Source organism: Aeromonas sp. S16(2024) (genome assembly GCF_041403065.1).
GTDB lineage: Bacteria > Pseudomonadota > Gammaproteobacteria > Enterobacterales > Aeromonadaceae > Aeromonas.
Genome location: NZ_JBGLQX010000012.1, coordinates 34,996 through 57,353 on the forward strand (window position 1 = coordinate 34,996; position 22,358 = coordinate 57,353).

The window sequence follows — 22,358 nt, forward strand, 5'->3', positions numbered from 1 at the left end:
CCAAGATCCTTGAAGCCACGACCATGGCATGACCATGCCGTCCGTCGCAAGTCCGAATCCCGTCCGGAGTAACCATGTCTGACCTCTTGCCCAGCTTCCGTCCCCTGCTCGAATCCGATTTCAACGCCATCTACCCCATAGAGCGGGCCGCCCACCAGGAGCCCTGGAGCCAGGCCAACCTGCTCTCCTGCTTCGGGCCGCGCTATCTCAACGGCCTGATGCTGGTGGAGGGCCGTCCCGCCGGTTTCTATATCTCGGATCTGGTGGCGGGAGACAGCTCGCTGATGAACATCTGCGTGCACCCCGAGTGTCAGGGCAAGGGGCTGGGCCGGGCGCTGCTGAAAGAGTATCTGGCCCGCAGCAAGGGGAAGGGGGCTGAGGCCTGGTTCCTGGAGGTGCGGGCGGGCAACCGCACCGCCATCGGCCTCTACGAGAGCGAGGGGTTTGCCGAGTATTGCCGCCGCGCCGACTACTACGGCACCGGCCAGGATCGGGAGGACGCCGTGCTGATGTCCCGCTTGTTCGACTTCGGCTAAGAGACCGCCCGCAACAGACAAGGGGGCCGTGCAGCCCCCTTGTCGTGTCTACCCTCATCCCGCTCCCCAGTCGCCTCTCAGGGCAGGGGGGCATTGTCGATGGCGGGATCCTCCAGGCTGAGGGTGACCCTCAGCACCGCCTCGAAGGCCGCCCCCGAGAGCGGCATGAAGAAGCCGCGCCCGTAGGTGACGCCTGGCATCCAGATCTGCTGGATATCCACCGCCACCTTGATGGGCCTAAGCGGCTCACCCGGCCGCTGTATGTAGATGCCGGGCGGGGTCGCCACCTTGGGGAAACGGCGCAGTATGTGCTCGCTGCCATCCCCCGCATCCGGGTTGAGCCGCACCTTGGCCAGCCCCGCCAGAGCGGACTGCATCTCGGGGGCGCGCCACAGCTCGTTATTGAGCGCCTTGCAGCGTCGGCATTTGGCGCGCTCTATCACGTAGAGCAAGGGGTATCCCTCCCTCAGCGCCAGCCGCTGCGCCTGCTCATACCCCTCGGCCCCGCTCAGCCAGGGGTTGTCCTGCTCCTCTGATCCGCCAAGGAGAAACCAGAGTGCGCCGGCTCCCGCCAGCAGCAACAACATGCCCGTCAACAGACTCTTGACTCCGATCCCCATGGCGCATCTCCCTGAATGAATCCGACCCTCGCCCTTATCATGCCTGACTCTCCCCGAGTTGACGACTTTGTGATCCAGGACAAATGGCGCACACTTGTAAGCTGTAATGTTAGAGTTTAAACTCCAGCCCCGTTTTTAGTGCCCCTGCGGGCGCACAACTGTTACTTGAGGATGATTTAGATGTCGCAGCTTCATCTGGTTAGAGTGATGCGTGAGCGTATTGCCCGCCTTGGCAACAAGGCCGCCCTGCGCGTCCAGCAGGATGGCCAATGGCGCGCCATCGGCTGGCGCACCCTGGGCCAGGCCATGGACTACTGTGCCCAGGCGCTGATCCGCGCCGGCCACCAGCCCACCGAGATGGTCGGCATCTATGCCAGCAACATGCCGGAGTGGACCCAGGCCGATCTCGGCATCCTGGCCGCCCGCGGCGTCAGCGTGCCCATCTACCCCACCAGCACGCTCGAACAACTGCGCTACATCGTAAAGGACGCCGGCATCAAGCTGCTGTTCGTGGGGGAACAACCCCAGTTCGATCAGGCGCTCCTGCTGCTCGAGAGTGGCGAGATCAACCAGATAGTCACCCTGGACGGCACCGTCGATCTGCGCGGCTGCGAGCAGGCGAGCCACTTCCAGAGCTTCCTGGTCTCCGGCAACCATCAGCCGAGCGAGCAGGCGCTGAGGGAGCGCGAGCAGCACTACCGCATGGACGATCTGCTGACCCTGATCTACACCTCGGGCACCACGGGTGAACCCAAGGGGGTCATGCTCGACTTCAACAACATGGCCGCCTGTTTCGAGATGCACGACCGCCGCCTGGATCTTGGCGAGCAGGACGTGTCCCTCTGCATGCTGCCGCTGAGCCACGTGTTCGAGCGCGCCTGGAGCTACTACGTGCTCTATTGCGGCGCCGAGAACGTCTATATCCGCGATCCCCAGAAGGTGATGGAGGTGATTGGCGAGGTGCAGCCGACCGTGATGTGCGCCGTGCCGCGCCTCTACGAGAAGGCCTACGCCATGATCCAGGCCAAGGTTGCCCAGGCGCCGCGCCTGCGTCGCGCCCTGTTCGGCTGGGCCACCGGGGTCGGCAAGCGGATGGTCGCCACCCGCCAGGCGGGCAAGACCGCCTCCCCCCTGCTCTACCTGCAGCTGGCCCTGGCCGAGCGGCTGGTGTTTCGCAAGCTGCGTGCCCGCTTCGGCGGCCGCACCCGCTTCCTGCCGGTGGCGGGCGCCCGCCTCGCGGACGACGTCAACCTCTTCTTCCAGGCCATGGGGCTCAACCTCAAGTACGGCTACGGCATGACAGAGACCACGGCCACCGTCTGCTGCTACGAAGAGAGCCAGTTCAAGCTGGGCTCCATCGGCACCGTCATGGACGGCATAGAGGTCAAACTCGGCGAAAACAACGAGCTGCTGGTGCGCTCACCGACCGTGATGCGCGGCTACTACAACAAGCCGGAGGCCACGGCCGAGGTGATGACGGCGGATGGCTTCCTGCGTACCGGCGATGCCGGCGAGCTGGACGGCGAGGGCAACATCTACTTCACCGAGCGCCTCAAGGAGCTGATGAAGACCTCCAACGGCAAGTACGTGGCACCGCAACTGGTAGAGGGGACCCTGGGCAAGGATCGCTTCATCGAGCAGATCGCCATCGTCGCCGACGCCCGCCACTTCGTCTCGGCGTTGATAGTCCCCTGCTTCGAGTCCCTGGAGGAGTATGCCCGCTCCATCAACCTGCAATACCAGTGCAAGACCGAACTGCTGCGCCACTCCAAGGTGGTGGAGTTCTTCGAGGCTCGGATCGCGGATCTGCAACAGGAGCTGGCCAAGTTCGAGCAGGTGAAGAAGTTCACCCTGCTGCCGAGCGCCTTCTCCATGGAGCTCGGGGAGATCACCCCCACCATGAAGCTGCGCCGCAAGATCATCGAATCCAAGTACCAGAGCGAGATCGAGGCCATGTATAGCCATGTCTGAGTTCAGCCACGGCTGATCCCTCATCTGGCATGAAAAAGCCGCTCATGGAGCGGCTTTTTGCTATCAGCCTGTGACTCAGGGCAGCTTGACCAGGGGTTGCTCGCGCAGCTCTGTGGGGCGGCCGGCCTGGATCTTCTCCACCTGGGCCAGGGCCTGCTTCACCTCCTCCCCATTGCGCAGCAGGCGATAGGTCAGATCGAAGGTCTTGGTCTCCCCAGGCTGGATCTTGGGCACCAGCCCCAGCGGACGCTGGTACTTGGTGCTGTAGGCATAGCTGGTACCTGGCTCTATGCCGGTCACATAGCCCTGGGCCCGGGTGTCTGTGTTCTTCCACAGGGTCAGCACAGGCAGCTGGTGCGTGTTGTAACCCACCGCCACCCCGACGCTGCCCGCTTTGTTGTTCAGCACCGCCAGGGTATTGCCCTCGGCATCGCTGTAGGGCACCAGGTTGAACACCATCTCGTCGAAGCCCTTGGTCGGCCCCAGATAGGTTTGCCAGCCCTTGAGCCCCGCCTTGGCGTAGTCGTTGAACGGAGAGATCTGCTTCACCGGGGTGCTGACACGCGCCCCCTCCTCCAGGATCGGCGCACCGAAGTTGCCGTGATAGATGATCTGATATTCGTTCTCGTAGTCGGCGTGGTTGGTCAGCTTGTCCTGCAGGGCAAATTCCGCCTGACCGGGCACCACGCTCAGCTGGGTCCAGGTGACCAGCTCGCTCATCTTGAAGGTGCGCTCGTCCACCCGGCCCCGCACGTGGATGGCGTAGGGCGGCTCCTCGTCCACTGTCACGCTGACCACGGACGCCGGTATGTTCTGCACCCGGCCGTGCAGGCTCTTGAGGCGGCCGTCGTCATCCACCCCGGGGTGACCGGTCCACTCATAGCCGCAGCGTACCAGCATCTCGTTGAAGCCATCGAGCCAGCCGAGACCGGCGCGGCTCTCCAGATCGATGAAGGCCGGGTTGACCACCTCCTTGACCGGGGAATCCCAACCGAGGCGCACATCGGCCCCCTTGACCTCCTTGATCCCCATGCCGCGGGTCGGCACCAGGGTGATCTTCATCACCCCGTTGTCGACGATGAGCAGATCCACTCCCTCCTGGCGCCCGCCGTGCAGGCGCCTCTTCTCGATGGAGAAGGGTACCGGGCTCTTGATCCCCAGCTTGTCGCTGGTGATCTTCCAGTCCCCCACATCCAGCCCCTGCTGGGCGTCGGTCAGCAGGAATTCGGCGGCCTGGCCAGCACTCGCGCCCAGGGCGAGCAGCACGGCAATGGAGAGTTTCTTCAACATGGCTTTATCCTCGTGTCTCTTGTTTTTGGTGATAGCTGAATCGTTTCAGTGATCGAAAACTAGGCGCCTGGCGCACCAGACTCAAGAGTCAAAAGGGGGAAATGTGAGCCGTTTGACAATAAAAGCGTCGATCCGCTTGCTGAAGTGAAGGCTGACTCACAGTCAGGATCGGGGGGATGAGGGGAAAGAAAGAGGGGAGGCGCCGCAGCGCCTCCACGGGATCCTGTCTCTCCCTGCCCTACTCCAGCGCCCACGCCACGGCGGCGTCGGCGTGAATGGCGGTGGTGTCGTAGAGCGGCACGGCGGCCTGGCACTCCCCCACCAGCAGGGCGATTTCGGTGCAGCCCAGGATCACGGCCTGGGCCCCGGCCCGGGCCAGATCGGCGATGATGGCCAGGTATTCGGCCCGCGACGACTCGCGGATCTGCCCAAGGCAGAGCTCGTCATAGATGATGCGGTGCACCCGCTCCCGTTGCTCCTCTGCGGGCACCAGCACCTCCAGCCCAAACTGCGCCTCCAACCGTCCCTTGTAGAAATCCTGCTCCATGGTGAAGCGGGTACCGAGCAAGCCGACCCGGGTCACCCCCTCTGCCTGCAGGCGGCGGGCGGTGGCATCGGCGATGTGCAGCAGCGGGATCTCGATGGCGGCTTCAATTTCGGGGGCCACCTTGTGCATGGTGTTGGTCCCTATCATCAGGAAATCGGCGCCACCGGCCTGGAGTGCGCGGGCCTCGGCCGCCAGCAGACGGGCGGTGGCGGGCCAGTCACCGGCATGTTGCAGCCGCTCTATCTCGGCAAAATCGACGCTATTGAGTAGCACCCGCGCCGAGTGCAGACCGCCGAGATGCGCCCGCACGCCACGGTTGAGCGCCTGGTAGTAGCTGACGGTGGACTCCCAGCTCATGCCACCCAGCAGACCGATACATTTCATAACCGCTCCTTTTCACATCGGGTGACGGCCACCCACAGACAAAAAAGGCCCCGAAGGGCCAACAAGACAGCCGGTAAAGGCTCAGGCCAGGGCCTAAACCCAGATCATCAGCACGCAGGCCGCCGTGGCGATCCCCATGCCGAGGTTAAAGCGACGCCAGCCTCTGGCGGTACGGATGAGGCGGCGCACCTGGGCACCGAACAGCACCCAGAAGGCCCCGGTATAGAGGCCGGTCACGAAGAAGATGCCGAGCACCCAGACGGCGGACGGCCAGTAAGCCTCCCCCGCCAGGGTGAAGCCGCTGATGGCGGAGAGCGCCATCATCCAGGCCTTGGGGTTGAGTAGTTGCAACATGGCCCCCTGATGGGCCGGGATGAGCGGCCGGCTGCCGTCCGCCGGGCCGCTGGCGGTGGCCACCTTCCAGGCCAGCCACAGCAGGTAGGCCGAGCCCACCAGCTTGAGGCCGTCGTGCAGCAGCGGCACCTTCTCGAACATCACCCCCAGCCCCAGGGCCGTGGCCAGGATCATCAGGTTGATGCCCCCCACCACCCCCACCAGCAGGGGAACGGAGCGGCGAAATCCCTGGGCGGCCCCGGCGCTGGTGAGCAGCATGTTATTGGGGCCCGGGGTGCCACAGGTGATCAGGGCAAAGCCCGCCAGGGGAAGCAACCAGTTCAGATCCATCTCAATCTCATCCTTTAGTGCGGCAAGAGCGCGGCAAGTAGTGCGGCAAGAGCGCGGCAAGCCTCCTAATATGCAGAGCCTCTGCCCTGACGACAAGGTCAGCAATGCATTTTCTTTGCATGAATAATCAGGCAGTCATTAATACCAGAGCATCACCACACACAGGGCGGTGAGGGCCCCCAGGCTGCCATTGAGACGGCGCCAGCCTCTGTCCGAGTTGATCCAGCGGCTGAGCTGATGACCGAACAGCACCCAGGCAAAGCAGACCGGCAGCCCCGCCATGGGGAAGACCGACATGATGCCCCACATGCTCGGCCAGTAGTCGCTCCCCGGCAGGCTGAACAGACTGATGGCGGAGATCCCCATCATCCAGGCCTTGGGATTGAGGAACTGGAAGCCCAGGCCTTCCAGCAGGGTCAGCGGGCGGGCGCGCCTTGCCGGATCCCCGGGGGCACCGGCCACGGCGATGCGCCAGGCCAGCCACAGCAGATAGAGGCTGCCGAGCACCTGCAGACTCATCTTGAGCAGGGGCCAGCGCTCGAACAGCGGATAGAAGCCGAGCGCCAGCACCAGTTGCAGCACCGGCTGGCCGACCGCGACCCCGATAAGGTGTGGCAGGGTGCGGCGCACCCCGAAGTTGGCACCGGAAGCTGTCAACATGAGGTTGTTGGGCCCCGGGGTGCCGCAGGTGAGCAGGGCGAAGCCAAAGAGGGTGGCGTACCATTCGATGGTCATGGGGTGACTCCTTTCTTGTCACATTGTATCGGTACAATGTGAGCTATCGGGTTGTTAACAGGCTGAATATCACGCTATATTGGGGACAATATTGGATCAATGGATTTATTGTCACCATGACAATCTGGATACCCGACCTCACCCCCTTCGAAGGCCCCCTCTACCTGAAACTGGTCAAGGCCATAGAGCAGGCCATTGCCGATGGCGCCCTGCCTCCCCAGACCCGGCTGCCCACCCACAGGGCGCTGGCGGACCGGCTGGGGGTGACGGTGGGCACCATCACCCGCGCCTACACCGAGGCCGAGCGGCGGGGTCTGCTGGCGGCCAGGGTGGGTCATGGCACCTGGGTCAGGGCCGCGGCGGATCCCGCCAACGAATGGGTGATCCGCAACGAGGACAATCACCGCATCGAGCTGTGGCAGAACCTGCCGGTGCAGCTGGACAGGGCCGCCATCATCAAGCCCATGCTGACCGAACTGGCGGACGGGGATCTCAACGGCCTGCTCGGCTATGACAAGGAGGCGGGGCGTGCCCCGCAGCGCCAGCTGTTCATCGACTGGCTCGCCGAGCAGGGCATCCGGGGAAGCGAGGAGAGGCTGCTGTTCAGCCATGGGGCACAGCACGGCATCATGCTGGCCCTGCTGGCCACCGGCTGCGTGGGGGAGACCCTCTTCTGCGAGGGGCTCAGCTACCCCGGCATGCTGGGCAATGCGCGCCAGCTGAAGAATCAGGTGATGGGGCTGGCGATGGACGAGGAGGGGCTGATCCCCGCCGCCCTGGAGGCCGCCTGCCGCCAGCGGCGGGCCAAGCTGCTCTACCTGACCCCCACCCTGCAGAATCCCACCACGGCCACCATGAGCCTGGCGCGGCGGGAGGAGATAGTCGCCATCGCCCGCCGCCATGATCTGCTGATCGTCGAGGACGACGTCAACGGCCTGCTGCCCGAGGAGATGCTGCCGCCCCTGGTCAACCTGGCGCCGGAGCGGGTCATCTACCTCGGCAGCCTGGCCAAGATCGCCTGCGGCGGCCTGAGGGTCGGCTTCGTGCTGACTCCCCCCGCCCTTCGCAACGGCTTCGCCCAGGCCATGCGGCTGTCGAGCTGGATGGTGAGCCCCCTGCTCATCGAGCTGGCCTGCAAGCTGGTGAGCCAGCGCCAGATCATGCCGCTCATCGAACAACAGCGAAAAATCCTGGCGCGTCGGGGGGAGCTGCTGCGCCACCTGCTGCCGGGGGCCCGCTGGCAGCCGGGTTCCATGCACGCCTGGCTACCGCTGCCCGAGCCCTGGCGCAGTCAGGAGTTCGCCGAGGCGGCCAACGCCCTTGACGTCGGGGTCGCGAGCGGAGAACACTTCGCCGCCGGCCAGTTTGCCGCCCCGCAAGGGGTGCGCCTGAGCCTGAGCCAGCCCGCCACCGACGCCCGCGTCGCCGAGGGGCTGGAGCGCCTCGCCGGGCTGCTGCGCGCGGCGCCCCCCACCAATCCCCTGCTATAGTCTGTGGCCCTGATCCCGAAGGAGTGACCATGCTGCCCGTCCGCCCCGCCCTGCTGCTCGTCACCCTGCTGCTGGGAGGCTGCGCCTCCCCCAGCCATCAGCAGCTGGGCCAGGCCCTGAGTGGTCTGGAAGGGGAGCTGACAAGGCTGGAGGAGGAGCTGGCCGCCATGAACGGGCTCCACTACCAGAAGGCCATAGACGCGCCCCTGGCCCTGCGCCGCTACCTGAACGCCCCCTCCCCCACGGCGGAGGGCCTGGTGCCCGCCCAGAGCCGGCTGCAGGACGGCCCCCTGCTGCGCTACGACTACCGCCTGCCGGCGTCCATGACCCGGCTGCCCACTGACAACCCCTGCCTGCGCTACGAGTTCGAGCTGCGCCACCTGGGTCGCCTCGGCCAGCTCGAGCTCGTCTGGCAGGGAGAGTCGGGGGCCGGGGATCTGCTGATCCGCCAGCGCGACTGCCCCTTCTCCGCCAAAGGGCCCGGCCTGCAGTGAGCCCGCCCCAGATGTGATCAGGGGTTGGCCTGTGGCCAACCCCTGTGTTCATCTACGACTCGATCCGCGAGACTCCGGCATCCGGCATGGCAGCGGGATCAGATCAGACCCCGCACCAGGATCCCGCCGATCAAGAGCGGCGCCACCAGTCGCCAGCACCAGAGCAGGCACAGACGCAGGGCCGGGGAGAGCCCCTCGGGCAGTATGGTCTCCCCCAGCCGCCAGCCCAGCAGCAGGGTCAGCACCAGACCGAACAGGGGCATCATCAGGTTGGAGGTGAGGTAGTCCAGCAGGTCGAAGAGGGTCTTGCCAAACAGGGTGTAGTCGGCCCAGGGACCGAATGACAGGCTGACCGGAATGCCGGAGGCCATGATCAGCAGGGTCAGCACCCGGCAGGCGCCACGGCGCGACCAGCCCCACTCCTCGCAGGTGAAGCGCACCAGGTGCTCCAGCATGGAGATGGAGGAGGAGAGCGCCGCCACCAGCAGCAGCAGGAAGAAGACCACCCCCAGCCCCTGACCGAACGGCAGATGGCTGAACACGGCGGGCATTGTCATGAAGGTGAGCCCTGGCCCGGCAGTGGGGTCTATGCCGGTGGAGGCCAGCGCCGGGAAGATCATCAGCCCCGCCAGCACAGAGATAAGGCTCGCCAGGGTCACTACCCAGACCCCGGAGCGCAGCACCCCTTCGCTATTGGGCAGATAGGCGCCATAGGTGGTGTGCACCCCAAGGCCAATGGAGAGGGAGAAGAAGGCCAGCCCCAGGGCATCCAGCACGCTCTGGCCGGTCAGCATGGAGAAGTCCGGCAGCAGCAGTTGGCGCACCCCGGCCATGGCCCCCGGCATGGAGAGACCCACCCCCACCAGCAGCAGCATCATGATGAAGAGCGCCGGCATCATCCAGCGCAGCGCCCGCTCCACTCCCTTCTGGATGCCTCCCTGCACGAACCACCAGGTGAGCCCGGCGAAGACCAGATGGGTCAGCACAGGCCACCAGGGATGGCTGACATAGCCGTTGAACAGGGCGGTCAGCGCCGAGCCCTCGCCGAGGTTGAGCTTGCCCGCCACAGCCAGCGCCGCATAGCCCACGGTCCAGCCCCCCACCACGCTGTAGAAGCTGTAGATGAAGAAGCCACAGAGGATCCCCATGTAGCCCATCCAGCGCCAGTTCGGCCCCACCAGCTTGTGGAAGGCGCCGAGCACACCGCGCTGGCTGCGGCTGCCGAGCAGGGTCTCCCCCACCAGCACCGCCACCCCCAGGGTGAAGCTGAACAGCAGAAACACCAGCAGGAAGGCGCCGCCGCCATTGGTGGCGGTCACATAGGGAAACTTCCAGATGGCGCCGAGGCCGATGGCGGTGCCGGCCGCCGCCAGCACATGACCGAGACGGGAAGACCACTGAACCTGGCTCATACAACCTCCGGGGAAGACAACATCGAATCGATACTCCATGGGTAAGTGCAACCTGGGTCGCAACGACTGGGTTGCAACAAAAAGGCCGCCCGGGGGCGACCTTTGCAATGAACATTCAGACTGAGTGCGCGTGCAGGGTCACCTCTCTTGCGAGCTGAAAAATCGGCCGAACCGGGCGATGAGGGGTGACATGCTGTGGGTAACCTGGACGCGAAACAGGAGCCACAGCCTAAACCACGGCAAGAGAAGTTGACAGCCAATAGTCCATTTTCACCCGCAAAACAGAATATTTGACAATCTATATGCCGAGTATTGAATCAAAGTTTTGATAAAACTCTATTTCATGGATTTTTCGAGGCAGTCAATACTGCCAGTGAGGATGCCCTGTGTACCCAGGCAACGGGCGGGCCAGGGGCCCACCCGTGCGGCAGGGGTTACAGCAGACCCCGCACCAGTATGCCGCCGATGAGCAGGGGCGCCAGCCAGCGCCAGCAGCCCATCAGCAGGGCGCGCCAGTGCGGTGCCAGCCCCTGGGGCAAGGCCCGCAGGCCCAGCTGCCAGCCCAGCAGCAGGGTGAGCGCCAACCCGAACAGGGGCATCAGCAGGTTGGAAGTAATGAAGTCCAGCAGCTCGAAGATGTTCTTGCCAAACAGGGTCACCTGCGCCCAGGGGCCGAACGACAGGCTGACCGGGATACCCCCCGCCATCACCATGGCTATGATGAGGCTGCAGGCAGCACGACGCGACCAGCCCAGGCTCTCGCAGACGAAGCACTGCAGGTGCTCAAGCAAGGAGATGGCCGAGGAGAGCGCCGCCACCACCAGCAGGGCGAAGAAGACTACCGCCAGCCCCTGGCCGAAGGGCAGTTGCTGGAACACCGCCGGCATCGTCATGAAGGTGAGACCGGGCCCAGCGGCGGGATCGATGCCGGTCGCCGCCAGCACCGGGAAGATCATCAGGCCCGCCAGCACGGCGATCAGGCTTGCCAGCAGCACCACCCAGAGGCTGGAGCGGCCGACCCCTTCGCTGGAGGGCAGGTAGGCGCCATAGGTAGTGTGGATGCCCAGACCAATGGAGAGGGAGAAGAAGGCCAGCCCCATGGCATCGAGCACCCCGGACATGCCGAGCTTGCTGAAGTCCGGCATCAGGAAGTGACGCACCCCGGCCATGGCATTGGGCAGGGTGAGGCCGAAGGCCACCAGCAGCAAGATCATGATGAAGAGGGCCGGCATCATCCAGCGTAGGGTGCGCTCCACCCCCTTCTGCACCCCGCCCTGCACAAACCACCAGGTGAGGGCGGCGAACAGCAGGTGGGTCAGCACCGGCCAGAGCGGATCACCGACGTAGTCGTTGAAGCGGGCGGTCAGCGCGGCACCGTCCCCCTGCCGCAACTCTCCCGCAAGCGCCATGCCGGTGTAACCCAGGGTCCAGCCCCCCACCACGCTGTAGAAGCTGAAGATGAGCAGGCTGCACAAGAGCCCCATGGCGCCGACCCAGCGCCAGCGCTTGCCCATCAACTCACCGAAGGCCCCCACTACCCCGCGCCGGGTCAGGCTGCCGAGCAAGGTTTCCCCCATCAGCACCGCCACCCCCAGGGTGAAGCTGAACAGCAAAAACACCAGCAGGAAGGCACCGCCACCGTTGGCGGCCGTCACATAGGGAAACTTCCAGATAGCGCCGAGACCGACGGCGGAGCCTGCGGCGGCCAGGATATAACCGAGCCGGGATGACCATTGGGACTGCTTCATGGGAACTCCAATCGAGGGGCCCGCCAGCGGGGCCCGAGAAATGGCGCTCAGAGTACGCCCGGAGGCGCGCAATCACTCGGCGTATATCCGATATAAAACTCGGTTTTTAGCATCATTAACCAATAAAATTCGGATAACCCACCAATCGTGCCACAAAATAAAAACCGGAGCGTTTTTGCTCCGGTTCTTGCTGTCATGAGTGTGCGTTTTGGGACTAGATGACCCCCAGCTCCCGCAGCCGCTCCATCAGGTAGCTGTGGGCTGTGTGACGTTCGGAGAGCACCACGTCCGGGCGCGGGTGCAGGAACAGCGGCAAGGAGATGCGGGACTTGGAAGCACTGCCGCCGGTCGGGTTGATGACGCGGTGGGTGGTGGAGGGGTAATAGCCGTGGGAGGCCTCCTGCAACATGTCACCTATGTTGATGATGAGGGTGCCAAAATCGCAGGGCACATCCATCCACTCCCCGTCAGAGCCCTTCACCTGCAGGCCTGGCTCGCTCGCGGCGGGCAAAATGGTCAGCAGATTGATGTCTTCATGGGCGGCGGCGCGGATGGCACCCGGCGCCTCTGTGCCGTCGAACGGCGGATAGTGCAGCACTCGCAGCAGGGTCTTCTGGCTCTCTTCGATCATGGAAGAGAGCGGGCAGCTGTAACGGGCGGCGATGTCCGCCGGGGTGTATTGCTCCACCCAGGAGAGCAGCTCGGCGGCGAGATCGTTGGCGAGGCGGTAGTACTCCATCGCCTGCGCCCTCAGCTCTTCCGGCATCTGGCCCCAGGGGTAGAGGTGGAAGTACTCCTTGATGTCCTTCTGGGTGTTGCCCTTGGCCACCTCGGACACCGAGGGCGGGAAGTAGCCGTCCTGGGTCTCGCGGTTGAACAGGAAATCCTGCTTCTGCTCGCTCATGAAGAAGCGATACCAGTTGTCATAGATGGACTGCACCAGCTCCTTCGGGATGGGGTGGTGGGTCAGCACCCCGAAGCCGGTGGTGCGCAGGGATTCGGTGAAGCGCTCGGCCGCGTCGGGGGAGCGATAATCGACGGTCAGGACTTTCATTGTTTTTGTTACGTGCCAGTTAAAAGTAGGCGCAGTTTACCTTGCCTCCCCCGGCAAGAAAAGGTCGCCGGAAACCCGTTCACAACGGCTTGAAAATAGTGATAAAAGCATCATGATGCTACCCCCTCGCCCGGTGCTTGTCCCGGGCGGGCTTCCTCTTCTAGAATGCCCCACCATCCTTGCTGTCGGAGCCCCTTCATGTCCCCCAAGATCCTGCTGTTGACCCTCCCCCTGCTGCTCGCCGGGTGCAGCTCCCTGTCGGAGGAGGAGTGCCGCGCCATGAGCTGGTACAACCAGGGTTATCAGGACGGGGAGCAGGGCAAGACCCGGACGGCCACCCGCGACTACAAGCAGACCTGCGGGGAGTACGGCCTCAGGGTGGACGAAGACGAGTGGCAGCGCGGCTACGCCAAGGGGCTGGAGCTCTATTGCATCCCCGAGCTCGCCTACAGCAAGGGGCGGGAGGGGAGCGAATACCTGGGGGTCTGCCCCAACGACACCAGCTTCCTCACCCAGTTCGAGCGCGGCCGCAAGGAGTTCCTGCTGGAGCAGCGCCTCGGCGAGCTGCAACAGGAGCTGGAGCGCACCGAGCGCACCATCTATCAACTGGATCAGCAGATCCGGGGCGAGAGCGACAGCAAGCAGCGAGACTACTACCGGGCCCAGCGCGAGCGCGCCATCCGCCACTACGAGGGAGTGCGCCGTGACTACAACCGGATCCGCTTCCCGGATCGGGTGATCCAGTTCTCCTTCGGGAGCTGACAAACAAGGGGCCGCGCAGGCCCCTTTCTGTTGCCCCTCAGGAAGGCAGGACCCAGCGCTGCAGCGCCAGCGCTATGCCGTCTTCGTTGTGATCCGCGGTGACCCTGTCCGCATGGGCCTGGATCTGGGGCGCCGCATTGCCCATGGCCACCGCCAGCCCCACCTGCTCGAACATGCTGATGTCGTTGTTGTTGTCCCCAAAGGCCACCACTTTCTCCATCGCGATTCCCTCCCTCGCCGCCCACTGGGCCAGCCGGTTGCCCTTGCTGCACCCGGGCTGCACCAGCTCCACCGCATAGGGCGCCGCCCAGTCCTGGGTGAAGGGCAGTTGCTGCACCACCTCCCCCACGAAGCGGTGCAGCAGGCCGGGATCCTGATTGAACAGCTCCAGCTTCCAGATGGGCTTTTGCAGCCAGCTGTCGATATCCTCCGCCGGCAGCAGGGAGACCTTGAGGTGATCCGGCTGGTTCGCCGACCAGCGCCGCATCCGGCCCACATGCTCCTCGCAGCCGAGATAGCCTATGCCCCCGTCGAGGTGGAACAGGGCGCCCATCTGCTGCGCCTGCACCTCGGCCAGCAGGGCGGTCAGCGGCGCCACCGCCAGGGGATCCCCGGCCAGGATCCTGCCTTGCGCCGGATCATAGAGGTAGGCGCCGTTGCTGCAGATGAGGGGGGTGTCGAGGGCCAGCTCGTGATGGAAGGGACGGGCCGTCATGAAGTGGCGACCCGTCACCAGCAGCACCTTGATGCCGTGGGCGCGGGCCTGGGCCAGGGCGGCCCGGGTGGCGGACGAGATCTTGTGATCCCGGGTCAGCAGGGTACCGTCCATATCCAAAGCAATGGCCTGAAAACGACTCATATCACCTCCAAGAATGTCGAAACGAATGCGGCACCGTACAATCCCGCGTCCAGCGCAATGGCTTGATAATGACTCATATCACCTCCAAAGACTGAGCATCGCGGGGCGCATGATGAAGGCCTGTGCTGGCCAGGTTCGCCGGGCGACGGGGTAAAAGGGGACAAAGAGCCATACCGTCCCAAACTCGGCGCCGGGATGCAAGCCCCGCCTGCCACCCCGGCGCCAATCTGTGATCCAGCCGCCTCAGCCCGGCTCTGCGCAGGCGGCCAGGGCGCTTCGTCTGTCCGCCCGTCTGCGCAACCCGTAGAAACCGAGGGCACAGATCACGCCGCAGAGCGCCGCCAGATAGAAGGGCCACTCGGTGCCCGCCAGCAGCGCCAGGCTGCCCAGCACCACCGCCAGGATCTCGCTGCCCACCGCCAGGCCGCGGTAGATCCCCATCGCCTGCCCCTGCTGGCTGGCATGGCTGCGGTTGGAGATGGCCACCGAGGTGGCGAGCTCCCCCAGGCTCATGCCGATGCCGGCCGGGATAAAGGTGAGCGCCAGCCCCCACCACTGGGTCGGCAGAATGAACATCAGCATGCCCGCCGCCATCACCAGGTGCCCGACTATGCCAAGGGAGCTGCCGCGCCAGTGCCGGGCAAGCTGCTCCCCCAGCCAGGAACCCAGCATCATGGGCACGCTCACCAGCACGGCGGCCTGCGCCAGCTGCACAGGATCCCAGGCCAGCCGCTCCACCAGCCAGACGTTGAAGTAAGTGAAGTAGAGCTGCACAGCCCCGTAGCTGAGCAGGGTCAGCACGAAGTAGGGCAGCAGGCGAGGTTGCAGCAGCAGCTGGCGGGTCGAGAGGGAGACCAGCTCTTGCTCGGCGGGCGCCGGCGGCCGATTGGGCAACAGCCAGAGCACCAGCAGCAGGTTGCCCACCGTCATGGCTACCGCCAGCCAGGCCGCCAGGCTGTAATCTCCCGACACCACGGCAGCATAGCCCCCTATCATGGGGCCCAGCACCCAGCCCAGGTTCATGCCGATGTTGATGCGGGCGAAGTTGCGCGCCTTGGTCCTGGTGGTGCTCATGTCCGCCGCCATCGCCTGCACTATGGCGATGTCGCCGTTGAAGAAGCCCTCCACCACCCGACTGAGCAGCAAGAGCGGCAGGGAGCGCCAGGCGATCCCCAGGGCCATCAGCACATAACCCGCCAGCACTCCGACCAGGCAGAGGGTCAGCACCGGCTTGCGGCCATGGCGATCCGACAGCTTGCCCAGCCAGGGGGCCCCCAGCAGTTGAAACAGCGGATAGAGCCCCATGATGACCCCGAGCCACACCTTGCGGCTCCAGTCCGACGCTTGTGGCGTCAGCATACCCTGGGCCGGATCCAGCATCAGCGGCGCCAGCACCGGCGAGGGCAGACTGAAGCCCGCCACCGCCAGGGTCACCGTCATCACCAATACCCAGAGGGTCGCCTGTCCCTTGATCCCTTCCATCTCCGCCTCATTAAATAAAGTCATTGGTTTATTTATACTGCAAAGGGAGCGGTATTAAGTAAAGTGAATTATTGATTTAAATGAGGCCGCTGCCCATAATGACCGCACGCATACCAAAATCGGCGCGAACCGCTTCCGCTCAATATGCCGCACCTGTCGACAACGAGATCCACCCCATGAACGCCAGCACCGACAAGATCCTCTATCTGCTTAAGACTCACGGCCCCCAGAGTGCCGCCGCGCTGGGGGAGCAGTTGCAGATGACCTCCATGGGCGCCCGCCAGCATCTGACGGCGCTGGAGGCTGACGGCTGGGTGGGCTTTAGCGACGAGGCGCGGGGCCGAGGTCGCCCGATACGGCTCTGGCACCTGACCGAGCAGGCCTGGCAGCGCTTCCCCGACACCCACAGCGAGCTGACCCTGCAGCTTATCGACGACGTGCAGCAGCTGTTTGGCGAGAGCGGCCTGGATCAACTGATCGCGCGGCGGGAGCAGCAGATGCTGAGCCGTTATCAGGCCAGGCTGACCCAGCCGGCGCTGGCGGATCGGCTGGCCGCGCTCAAGGAGCTGCGCAGCCGGGAAGGCTATATGGCGGACATGAGCCAGGAGGAGGATGGCAGCTGGTTATGGTGGGAGAGTCACTGCCCCATCTGCGCCGCGGCGCGGGCCTGTCGGGGATTTTGCAGGAGCGAGCTGGCGCTGTTTCGCCAGTTGCTGGCACCGGCCGGGGTGGAGCGGGAGCAGTACCTGCTGGAGGGGGACAGGCGCTGCCTCTATCGCATCCGGCCGCCGCAGGCCTGAGGATGCCAGAGCGCAAAAACAACAAAGCAGGCGCCGGGATGCCTGCTTTGTTGCCTTCGGGGAGGGGATGCTCTCGTTCCAGCCCGTCGTTTCCCGATAAGGTCGGACGGCTGATGGGGTTGTTGACCCGGTAAGGTCCTTCACCACAGAGGCCTGGTCGGGCATCTGTCTTGCCACCGGAAGATGAAACCATGGTACTCCTGCCGGTGCGGTGAGTGGTTGTGAAGTAGTAGGTATTTTCAGTTGTTTTTGCAATAGTTCACCCTTAATCTAGGAAAAATGAATCAGTAATTGCAACGAGGAACGGAGAATGCTGAAACTTGATCGCATAGACAGGCATATTCTGGAGTTGATGCAGGAGAATGGCCGCATCAGCAACCTGGAGCTGGCCGAACTGGTCGGGCTCTCCCCCTCTCCCTGCTCGCGCCGGGTCAAGGCGCTGGAGGACGCCGGTCTCATCGATACCCACGTCACCCTGCTCAACGCCCGCCAGCTGGGACTCACCCTCACCGCCTACATTCACATCTCCATGGACAGGCACACCCCCGAGCGGTTCGAAAACTTCGATCGGGCCATCCAGGAGCTGCCCGAGGTGCTCGAATGCGACCTCATCACCGGCAATGACGCCGATTACCAGCTCAAGGTGGTGGTGCGGGACATGGAGCACTACCAGCACTTCCTGCTGGACAAGCTGACCCATATCTCCGGGGTGACCGGGGTGCGCTCCAGCTTCGTGCTGCGCCGCATCAAGCACAAGACGGCGCTGCCCCTCAACCACCTGGGCTGACAGCCCGGCACCTGGGCTGAGGGCCAGAGGCGCAAAAAGCAAGAGGAGGCCCAGGCCTCCTCTTTGTCGTCTCTGATGTCAGGGAGTGACAGGGTCAGACGCCGACCTGGCTGACGTCCTGCACCTGCAACAGCCAACCGGCCTGCTCCTGCTGGGGTTCACCGCTCAGTCGCAACCGCTCCCCCTCTGACACCCACTGCCCCTCGGGCAGGGAGACCAGCAGGCTCTCGCTGCCGTTGTCGAACACCCAGCGATCTTCGCCAAGCGACTCAATCAGATAACCTTCCATCTCCACTCTGGACTCGGCTTGCCAGGACGGCGCAACGGAATCACGGCTCTCGATGAAATCCCCCTGAACACCAAAACTGGCCAGCCCCCACAGAATGGAGAGCCCGACGATGGATGACTGCATCTCTCTCTCCTCTCATGAAACTGTGGGGCCAGTATGGAAAGGGAAGCATGAGTGCACCATGAACAAGGCCGCAAAGTGCAGGCGAGATCGCGAAAAAAACCGGCCAAGGGGCCGGCTGTGTCATTTTATGGCGTCTGGATCACACTATTTGGCGGCTTCCTCTGCCATTCGAACCGCCCTTGGCTTATTCGTCCACATGGCCAGGCCGCGGTGATCCGCGCAAATCCCCTCGTCAGTGACGGCCCGAACCCGGACCCCGTCCTTGCAGAGGGCCTGCCAGGCATCGGCATCGTCGATCTGCAGCTCGGAGCGGGGATAGGAGGTGTCGGCGCAGCCACCGAGCAGCAGAACAAGCAAGGGTAACCAGGGTTTCATCGGATGGCTCCAGGCAAGAAGGGAGAGAGATCAGCGCCCGAGCTGGGTCGCCACGCGATCGCAGAGTCGCTTGAGCTCGGCCAGCTCGGCATCGGCCAGATCCACCTGATTGCGCAAGTTGTCAGCCAGACAACACTCCCTGACTCCCTGCTGCAGCTGGCGTCCCGCCTCGGTCAGGCGGATGCATTTTTGCCGCTCGTCTTCGCTGGAGACGGTGCGGGTCAGCCAGCCCTTGCTCTCCAGCCGCTTGACGATGGGGGTCAGGGTGCCCGCGTCCAGGCCGGTTTCCTGGCCAATCTCCTTGAGACTGACCTCGTCCCGCGCCCAGAGCGACAGCATCACCAGGTACTGGGTGTAGGTGAGATCCAGCTTGTCCAGCAGCGGCCGATAGGCGCGCATCACCGCATTGGAGGCACTGTAGAGGGCAAAACAGACCTGCTTTTTCAATTCACTCATGGGGCACCTCGCTGACGACTGGGGCCAGTATACCCCAGGACAACTGACGCCTGAATAATTTGCACGCAAAACAGTTGTCACCCCGCCTTTTCGGGTTTAACCTGATTTTAGTTTGCACACAAATAGAATGCCGCGCCGCCGCCTCTGCCCCCAGGCTGGCGAGGCGCCGACGGCCCCCAACCTCGCTGGAGAAAGACCATGACCCCGATCAGCCATCAGATCCAACTGCTGCGCCGCCCCACCGGCCTGCCCGCCAAGAGCGACTTTATCTTGAAGGAGGTGCCCCTGCCCGCGCTTCAGGAGGGAGAGGTACAGGTGGCCAACCAGTGGCTGTCGGTGGACCCTTATATGCGTGGTCGCATGAGCGAGGCCAAGAGCTATGTGCCCCCCTTCCCCCTGAACGGCCCCCTCGACGGCGGCGCCATCGGCACTGTGCAGGCCTCCCGTCACCCCGACTTCAAGGCGGGTGATCAGGTGAGCAGCATGCTGGGCTGGCGGGATGCCTTCGTCGCCAGGGGGGAGCAGCTGACCCGGTTGCCCGCCACGGCGCTGCCGTCCCAACTCTTCCTCGGCGCCCTCGGCATGCCGGGCATGACCGCCTGGGCGGGCTTGCACAAGGTCGCCCGCCTGCAGGCTGGTGAGACCCTGCTGGTCTCGGCCGCCTCAGGCGCGGTCGGCACCATGGCGGTGCAGCTCGCCAAGCGGGCCGGTGCCCGGGTGATCGGCTCCACCGGCTCGGCCGACAAGGTCGCCTACCTCAAGACGCTCGGCGCGGATGCGGTGATCAACTATCGGGAGACGCCGGATCTCGACGCCGAGCTGGCCCGCCTCGCTCCGGAAGGCATTCAGGTCTATTTCGAGAACGTGGGGGGCGCCATGCTGGACGCGGCCCTCAACAACATGGCGCTGCACGGGCGCATCGTCCTGTGCGGCCTCATCGAGCAGTACAACAGCAATGGCCAGGGGAGCGGCCCGCGTAACCTCTCCCAGATGATCCGCAAGCGCATCCTGATGCAGGGGCTGCTGGTCTCCGATCACTGGCAGCACTACGGGGAGTTCCTGGCCGAGGCCATCCCCGCCTTCGAGGCCGGCGCCCTGCAGGCCGAGGAGACCATCAGCGAGGGGCTGGCCAGCATGCCGCAGGCCTTTATCGGGCTGTTCGAGGGCCGCAACACCGGCAAGATGCTGGTCAGGCTGGGCTGACAAGCGGCCCGCCCCGGCCTTTATCGACGATGGGCACAGCTACGGCAAGAGGTCGATCAGGCTGGACTGACGGACAGCCACGCACCGGGGAGCCTCATTCCCCGTTTCTACCATCTGCCTGGTAGATGCGATATCGCGATAGCCATCTGATTGGCAGATAGAGAAACGGCAAGATCCCGCGCCCCCAGGCTCCTCCAGCGGCGACTTGCGAAACGAGCCCATCCGTCCTAAGGTGGGCCCGTTTTTTATGGTGCCATCCAGTTTTTGCAAGGAGCTCTTCTTATGTCTACGCTCTATCCCCGCGTCGGGGTCGGTGTCATCCTCGTCAATCATCAGGGCCAGGTGCTGCTTGGCAAGCGCAAGGGCAGCCACGCCCCCTACTGGTCCATCGCTGGTGGTCATCTGGAGCTTGGCGAGAGCTTCGAGTCGGCGGCCATCCGGGAGGTGGCAGAGGAGACAGGTTTTCTCATCACCAACCCCAGCGTCATTGCCGTCACCAACAACCTGGAGACCTGGCGCGAGAGCGGACTGCACTACATCTCTGTCACCCTGCTGGCCGAGGTGGAAGGGGAGGCGCAACTGCTGGAGCCGGACAAGTGCGAGGGCTGGGTCTGGTGCGATCCCCGCGCGCTGCCCGAACCCCACTTCGATGCCAGCCGCCAGTCCATCGCCTGCTGGCTGGCCGGGCGCTGCTACTTGCCACAACCAGACCAGCCGACAGCGTGACCATCGCTTGCCAGCTGGCCGATCGCTGTTACTTGCCACAACCAGACCAGCCGACCTAATCCCCATCCCCTGCCAGCTGGCCGGGCGCTGTTACTTGCCACAACCAGGCCAGCCGACCTAATCCCCATCGCCTGCTGGCTGGCGGGGCGCTGCTATCTGCCTCAGCCGACAGAGTGACCATCCCCTGGTGGCTGGCCGATCACTGCTACTTGCCGCAACCAGGCCAGCCGACCTAATCACCATCCCCTGCTGGCTGGCCGGACGTTGCTACTTGCCACAGCCACATCAGCGTGAATTGTCATAAAAAAGTCATCGCTTTGTCATATCATCTCGCCCATCAACGATGACAACGGGGAGTGAGTGGTGGGACAGGTATTCCTTCAATTTCTGTGGCTTGGCTGCATCAGTTTCGGCGGGCCGGCCGCCCATATCGGCTACTTCCAGCGCACCTTCGTCCAGCGCCTGGGCTGGCTGAGCCAGGCCGAGTTTGCCCAGTTGCTGGCCCTGTGCCAGCTGTTGCCGGGACCCGCCTCCAGCCAGCTCGGCCTCGCCATCGGCCGCCAGCGGGCGGGCCTTGGGGGCGCGCTTGCCGCCTTTGCCGGCTTCACCCTGCCCTCCTTCCTGCTGTTGCTGGCCGCCGCCATCGGCCTCGGGCAGCTCGGCAACAACCTCTGGCTGGATGCCGCCCTGCACGGCCTCAAGCTGCTGGCGCTGGTGGTGGTGGCGGATGCCGTGCTCACCATGAGCCGCCAGTTCTGCAAGACGGCGCTGCAACAGGGGGTCATGGTGGCGACCACCGCCGCCCTCTGGTGGCAGCCTGGCCTGCTGACCCAGCTGGGCATGCTGCTGGGGGCGGCCCTGCTCTGCGCCTACCGTGAGCAGAGCGAGCCGGCGCAGGCCCCCTCAAAGGATCTGGCTCACCAACCCCACTGGCCTACCCTGCTGCTGTTTGCCCTGCTGTTTGTCGGCCTGCCGCCGCTGGCCCAGGGTCCCGCCAGCCAGCTGGTCGCGGACTTCTATCGGGCGGGCAGTCTGGTGTTCGGCGGCGGCCACGTGGTGCTGCCCCTGTTGCAGGAGAGCGTCGGCCACAGCCTCAGCCAGCAACAATTCCTGACCGGCTACGGCCTGGCTCAGCTGGTGCCCGGCCCCATGTTCACACTGGCCAGCTACCTCGGCGCCCAGCTGTTGCCCGCCGCGCCGCTGGCGGGCGCCCTGCTGGCAACCCTCGCACTATTTTTGCCGGGCTTTTTGCTGCTGTGGGCCCTGGGCCCCTGCTGGCAAAGCTGGCTGGCCCACCCCAGACTGGCGGGGGCTGTGGCCGGCATCAACGCCGCCGTGGTGGGGCTGCTGCTGGCCGCCCTCTATCAGCCGGTGTGGCAGAGCGCCGTGCTGGCCCCGGCCGATCTGGCGCTGGCCGCCGTCGCCTTCTATCTGCTGCGCGTCATCAGGCTGCCCATACTGGCGCTCGCCGCCCTGCTGGTGGGGGCCAGCCTGCTGCTGATCTGAGGGCCAACCAGGACCCCATAAAAAA

23 protein-coding genes are annotated in these 22,358 nt (G+C 64.6%); 10 read left to right on the plus strand and 13 right to left on the minus strand.

Annotated elements, in window-relative coordinates:
* Positions 1-86 precede the first annotated feature (86 nt).
* Complete coding sequence (gene rimI / locus ACB030_RS10795; RefSeq protein WP_371159789.1) at positions 87-536, plus strand: ribosomal protein S18-alanine N-acetyltransferase; 450 nt, start codon at positions 87-89, stop codon at positions 534-536.
* A 77-nt stretch (positions 537-613) separates the two neighbouring features.
* Here the strand turns inward: rimI and ACB030_RS10800 are convergent, their stop codons facing one another.
* A complete protein-coding gene (locus tag ACB030_RS10800) occupies positions 614-1,156 on the minus strand; it encodes a hypothetical protein (RefSeq protein ID WP_371159677.1) in 543 nt (180 codons plus the stop codon).
* Positions 1,157-1,336: 180 nt separating this feature from the next.
* Here ACB030_RS10800 and ACB030_RS10805 point away from each other — a divergent pair, with 180 nt between their 5' ends.
* Positions 1,337-3,127 (plus strand): long-chain fatty acid--CoA ligase, encoded by a 1,791-nt coding sequence (locus ACB030_RS10805; RefSeq protein WP_371159679.1) that lies wholly within the window; start codon positions 1,337-1,339, stop codon positions 3,125-3,127.
* Between the two features lie 75 nt (positions 3,128-3,202).
* Here ACB030_RS10805 and ACB030_RS10810 read toward each other — a convergent pair whose 3' ends face one another.
* The 4 genes from ACB030_RS10810 to ACB030_RS10825 all read right to left on the minus strand — a co-directional run bounded on the left by ACB030_RS10810 (position 3,203) and on the right by ACB030_RS10825 (position 6,767).
* Positions 3,203-4,417 carry an aldose 1-epimerase family protein gene (locus tag ACB030_RS10810; RefSeq protein ID WP_371159681.1) on the minus strand — a complete coding sequence of 405 codons (1,215 nt, stop codon included), beginning with the start codon at positions 4,415-4,417 and terminating at the stop codon, positions 3,203-3,205.
* Positions 4,418-4,655: 238 nt separating this feature from the next.
* Entirely contained in the window at positions 4,656-5,348 is a 693-nt protein-coding gene (locus ACB030_RS10815; RefSeq protein WP_371159683.1) for an aspartate/glutamate racemase family protein, read from the minus strand.
* Between the two features lie 93 nt (positions 5,349-5,441).
* Positions 5,442-6,032 (minus strand): LysE family translocator, encoded by a 591-nt coding sequence (locus ACB030_RS10820; protein ID WP_371159685.1) that lies wholly within the window; start codon positions 6,030-6,032, stop codon positions 5,442-5,444.
* A gap of 138 nt (positions 6,033-6,170) precedes the next feature.
* Entirely contained in the window at positions 6,171-6,767 is a 597-nt protein-coding gene (locus ACB030_RS10825; RefSeq protein ID WP_205641053.1) for a LysE family translocator, read from the minus strand.
* Between the two features lie 116 nt (positions 6,768-6,883).
* Between ACB030_RS10825 and ACB030_RS10830 the strand changes: the two genes are divergently transcribed.
* Together ACB030_RS10830 and ACB030_RS10835 are read left to right on the plus strand one after the other, a co-directional pair.
* A complete protein-coding gene (locus tag ACB030_RS10830; RefSeq protein WP_371159686.1) occupies positions 6,884-8,257 on the plus strand; it encodes a PLP-dependent aminotransferase family protein in 1,374 nt (457 codons plus the stop codon).
* A gap of 29 nt (positions 8,258-8,286) precedes the next feature.
* Positions 8,287-8,751, plus strand: coding sequence for a hypothetical protein (locus ACB030_RS10835; protein WP_371159688.1), 465 nt, complete (start codon positions 8,287-8,289; stop codon positions 8,749-8,751).
* Between the two features lie 98 nt (positions 8,752-8,849).
* On the opposite strand, the gene ACB030_RS10840 is transcribed toward ACB030_RS10835, so the two are convergent.
* The 3 genes from ACB030_RS10840 to ACB030_RS10850 form a co-directional block, all read right to left on the minus strand.
* Positions 8,850-10,163, minus strand: a complete 1,314-nt coding sequence (locus ACB030_RS10840) for a sodium-dependent transporter (RefSeq protein WP_371159690.1) — start codon at positions 10,161-10,163, stop codon at positions 8,850-8,852.
* A gap of 434 nt (positions 10,164-10,597) precedes the next feature.
* Positions 10,598-11,911, minus strand: a complete 1,314-nt coding sequence (locus ACB030_RS10845) for a sodium-dependent transporter (protein ID WP_371159692.1) — start codon at positions 11,909-11,911, stop codon at positions 10,598-10,600.
* Positions 11,912-12,125: 214 nt separating this feature from the next.
* Entirely contained in the window at positions 12,126-12,965 is an 840-nt protein-coding gene (locus ACB030_RS10850) for an isopenicillin N synthase family dioxygenase (RefSeq protein WP_371159694.1), read from the minus strand.
* A 198-nt stretch (positions 12,966-13,163) separates the two neighbouring features.
* Between ACB030_RS10850 and ACB030_RS10855 the strand changes: the two genes are divergently transcribed.
* The gene (locus tag ACB030_RS10855) at positions 13,164-13,727 is read left to right on the plus strand and encodes a DUF2799 domain-containing protein (RefSeq protein ID WP_338888468.1); all 564 of its coding nucleotides are present in this window, start codon (positions 13,164-13,166) and stop codon (positions 13,725-13,727) included.
* Positions 13,728-13,764: 37 nt separating this feature from the next.
* On the opposite strand, the gene ACB030_RS10860 is transcribed toward ACB030_RS10855, so the two are convergent.
* Positions 13,765-14,586, minus strand: coding sequence for a Cof-type HAD-IIB family hydrolase (locus tag ACB030_RS10860; protein WP_371159696.1), 822 nt, complete (start codon positions 14,584-14,586; stop codon positions 13,765-13,767).
* 243 nt (positions 14,587-14,829) lie between these two features.
* Complete coding sequence (locus tag ACB030_RS10865; protein WP_371159698.1) at positions 14,830-16,068, minus strand: MFS transporter; 1,239 nt, start codon at positions 16,066-16,068, stop codon at positions 14,830-14,832.
* 176 nt (positions 16,069-16,244) lie between these two features.
* Here ACB030_RS10865 and ACB030_RS10870 point away from each other — a divergent pair, with 176 nt between their 5' ends.
* Positions 16,245-16,868: a helix-turn-helix transcriptional regulator gene (locus tag ACB030_RS10870; RefSeq protein ID WP_371159700.1), complete on the plus strand. Its 624-nt coding sequence runs from the start codon at positions 16,245-16,247 to the stop codon at positions 16,866-16,868.
* 310 nt (positions 16,869-17,178) lie between these two features.
* The gene (locus ACB030_RS10875) at positions 17,179-17,655 is read left to right on the plus strand and encodes an Lrp/AsnC family transcriptional regulator (protein ID WP_033129694.1); all 477 of its coding nucleotides are present in this window, start codon (positions 17,179-17,181) and stop codon (positions 17,653-17,655) included.
* 94 nt (positions 17,656-17,749) lie between these two features.
* On the opposite strand, the gene ACB030_RS10880 is transcribed toward ACB030_RS10875, so the two are convergent.
* The 3 genes from ACB030_RS10880 to ACB030_RS10890 form a co-directional block, all read right to left on the minus strand.
* On the minus strand, positions 17,750-18,067 hold the full coding sequence (locus tag ACB030_RS10880; RefSeq protein ID WP_005324594.1) for a hypothetical protein: 318 nt from the start codon (positions 18,065-18,067) through the stop codon (positions 17,750-17,752).
* A gap of 144 nt (positions 18,068-18,211) precedes the next feature.
* On the minus strand, positions 18,212-18,442 hold the full coding sequence (locus ACB030_RS10885) for a hypothetical protein (RefSeq protein ID WP_371159703.1): 231 nt from the start codon (positions 18,440-18,442) through the stop codon (positions 18,212-18,214).
* A 30-nt stretch (positions 18,443-18,472) separates the two neighbouring features.
* A complete protein-coding gene (locus tag ACB030_RS10890) occupies positions 18,473-18,898 on the minus strand; it encodes a MarR family winged helix-turn-helix transcriptional regulator (protein ID WP_162627388.1) in 426 nt (141 codons plus the stop codon).
* A gap of 198 nt (positions 18,899-19,096) precedes the next feature.
* On the opposite strand from ACB030_RS10890, the gene ACB030_RS10895 reads away from it, so the two are divergent.
* From ACB030_RS10895 to chrA, 3 genes are all read left to right on the plus strand, one after another.
* A complete protein-coding gene (locus ACB030_RS10895) occupies positions 19,097-20,101 on the plus strand; it encodes an NADP-dependent oxidoreductase (RefSeq protein WP_371159706.1) in 1,005 nt (334 codons plus the stop codon).
* 282 nt (positions 20,102-20,383) lie between these two features.
* A complete protein-coding gene (locus tag ACB030_RS10900; protein ID WP_371159708.1) occupies positions 20,384-20,827 on the plus strand; it encodes an NUDIX hydrolase in 444 nt (147 codons plus the stop codon).
* Between the two features lie 363 nt (positions 20,828-21,190).
* Complete coding sequence (gene chrA, locus ACB030_RS10905) at positions 21,191-22,333, plus strand: chromate efflux transporter (RefSeq protein ID WP_371159710.1); 1,143 nt, start codon at positions 21,191-21,193, stop codon at positions 22,331-22,333.
* Positions 22,334-22,358 lie beyond the last annotated feature (25 nt).

Excerpts from the sequence above, each read along its gene's own strand:
- ACB030_RS10800 (WP_371159677.1), bottom strand. The coding sequence starts at position 1,156 with ATGGGGATCGGAGTCAAGAGTCTGTTGACGGGCATGTTGTTGCTGCTG.
- ACB030_RS10805 (WP_371159679.1), top strand. The coding sequence starts at position 1,337 with ATGTCGCAGCTTCATCTGGTTAGAGTGATGCGTGAGCGTATTGCCCGC.
- ACB030_RS10810 (WP_371159681.1), bottom strand. The coding sequence starts at position 4,417 with ATGTTGAAGAAACTCTCCATTGCCGTGCTGCTCGCCCTGGGCGCGAGT.
- ACB030_RS10815 (WP_371159683.1), bottom strand. The coding sequence starts at position 5,348 with ATGAAATGTATCGGTCTGCTGGGTGGCATGAGCTGGGAGTCCACCGTC.
- ACB030_RS10820 (WP_371159685.1), bottom strand. The coding sequence starts at position 6,032 with ATGGATCTGAACTGGTTGCTTCCCCTGGCGGGCTTTGCCCTGATCACC.
- ACB030_RS10825 (WP_205641053.1), bottom strand. The coding sequence starts at position 6,767 with ATGACCATCGAATGGTACGCCACCCTCTTTGGCTTCGCCCTGCTCACC.
- ACB030_RS10830 (WP_371159686.1), top strand. The coding sequence starts at position 6,884 with ATGACAATCTGGATACCCGACCTCACCCCCTTCGAAGGCCCCCTCTAC.
- ACB030_RS10835 (WP_371159688.1), top strand. The coding sequence starts at position 8,287 with ATGCTGCCCGTCCGCCCCGCCCTGCTGCTCGTCACCCTGCTGCTGGGA.
- ACB030_RS10840 (WP_371159690.1), bottom strand. The coding sequence starts at position 10,163 with ATGAGCCAGGTTCAGTGGTCTTCCCGTCTCGGTCATGTGCTGGCGGCG.
- ACB030_RS10845 (WP_371159692.1), bottom strand. The coding sequence starts at position 11,911 with ATGAAGCAGTCCCAATGGTCATCCCGGCTCGGTTATATCCTGGCCGCC.
- ACB030_RS10850 (WP_371159694.1), bottom strand. The coding sequence starts at position 12,965 with ATGAAAGTCCTGACCGTCGATTATCGCTCCCCCGACGCGGCCGAGCGC.
- ACB030_RS10855 (WP_338888468.1), top strand. The coding sequence starts at position 13,164 with ATGTCCCCCAAGATCCTGCTGTTGACCCTCCCCCTGCTGCTCGCCGGG.
- ACB030_RS10860 (WP_371159696.1), bottom strand. The coding sequence starts at position 14,586 with ATGAGTCGTTTTCAGGCCATTGCTTTGGATATGGACGGTACCCTGCTG.
- ACB030_RS10865 (WP_371159698.1), bottom strand. The coding sequence starts at position 16,068 with ATGGAAGGGATCAAGGGACAGGCGACCCTCTGGGTATTGGTGATGACG.
- ACB030_RS10870 (WP_371159700.1), top strand. The coding sequence starts at position 16,245 with ATGAACGCCAGCACCGACAAGATCCTCTATCTGCTTAAGACTCACGGC.
- ACB030_RS10875 (WP_033129694.1), top strand. The coding sequence starts at position 17,179 with ATGCTGAAACTTGATCGCATAGACAGGCATATTCTGGAGTTGATGCAG.
- ACB030_RS10880 (WP_005324594.1), bottom strand. The coding sequence starts at position 18,067 with ATGCAGTCATCCATCGTCGGGCTCTCCATTCTGTGGGGGCTGGCCAGT.
- ACB030_RS10885 (WP_371159703.1), bottom strand. The coding sequence starts at position 18,442 with ATGAAACCCTGGTTACCCTTGCTTGTTCTGCTGCTCGGTGGCTGCGCC.
- ACB030_RS10890 (WP_162627388.1), bottom strand. The coding sequence starts at position 18,898 with ATGAGTGAATTGAAAAAGCAGGTCTGTTTTGCCCTCTACAGTGCCTCC.
- ACB030_RS10895 (WP_371159706.1), top strand. The coding sequence starts at position 19,097 with ATGACCCCGATCAGCCATCAGATCCAACTGCTGCGCCGCCCCACCGGC.
- ACB030_RS10900 (WP_371159708.1), top strand. The coding sequence starts at position 20,384 with ATGTCTACGCTCTATCCCCGCGTCGGGGTCGGTGTCATCCTCGTCAAT.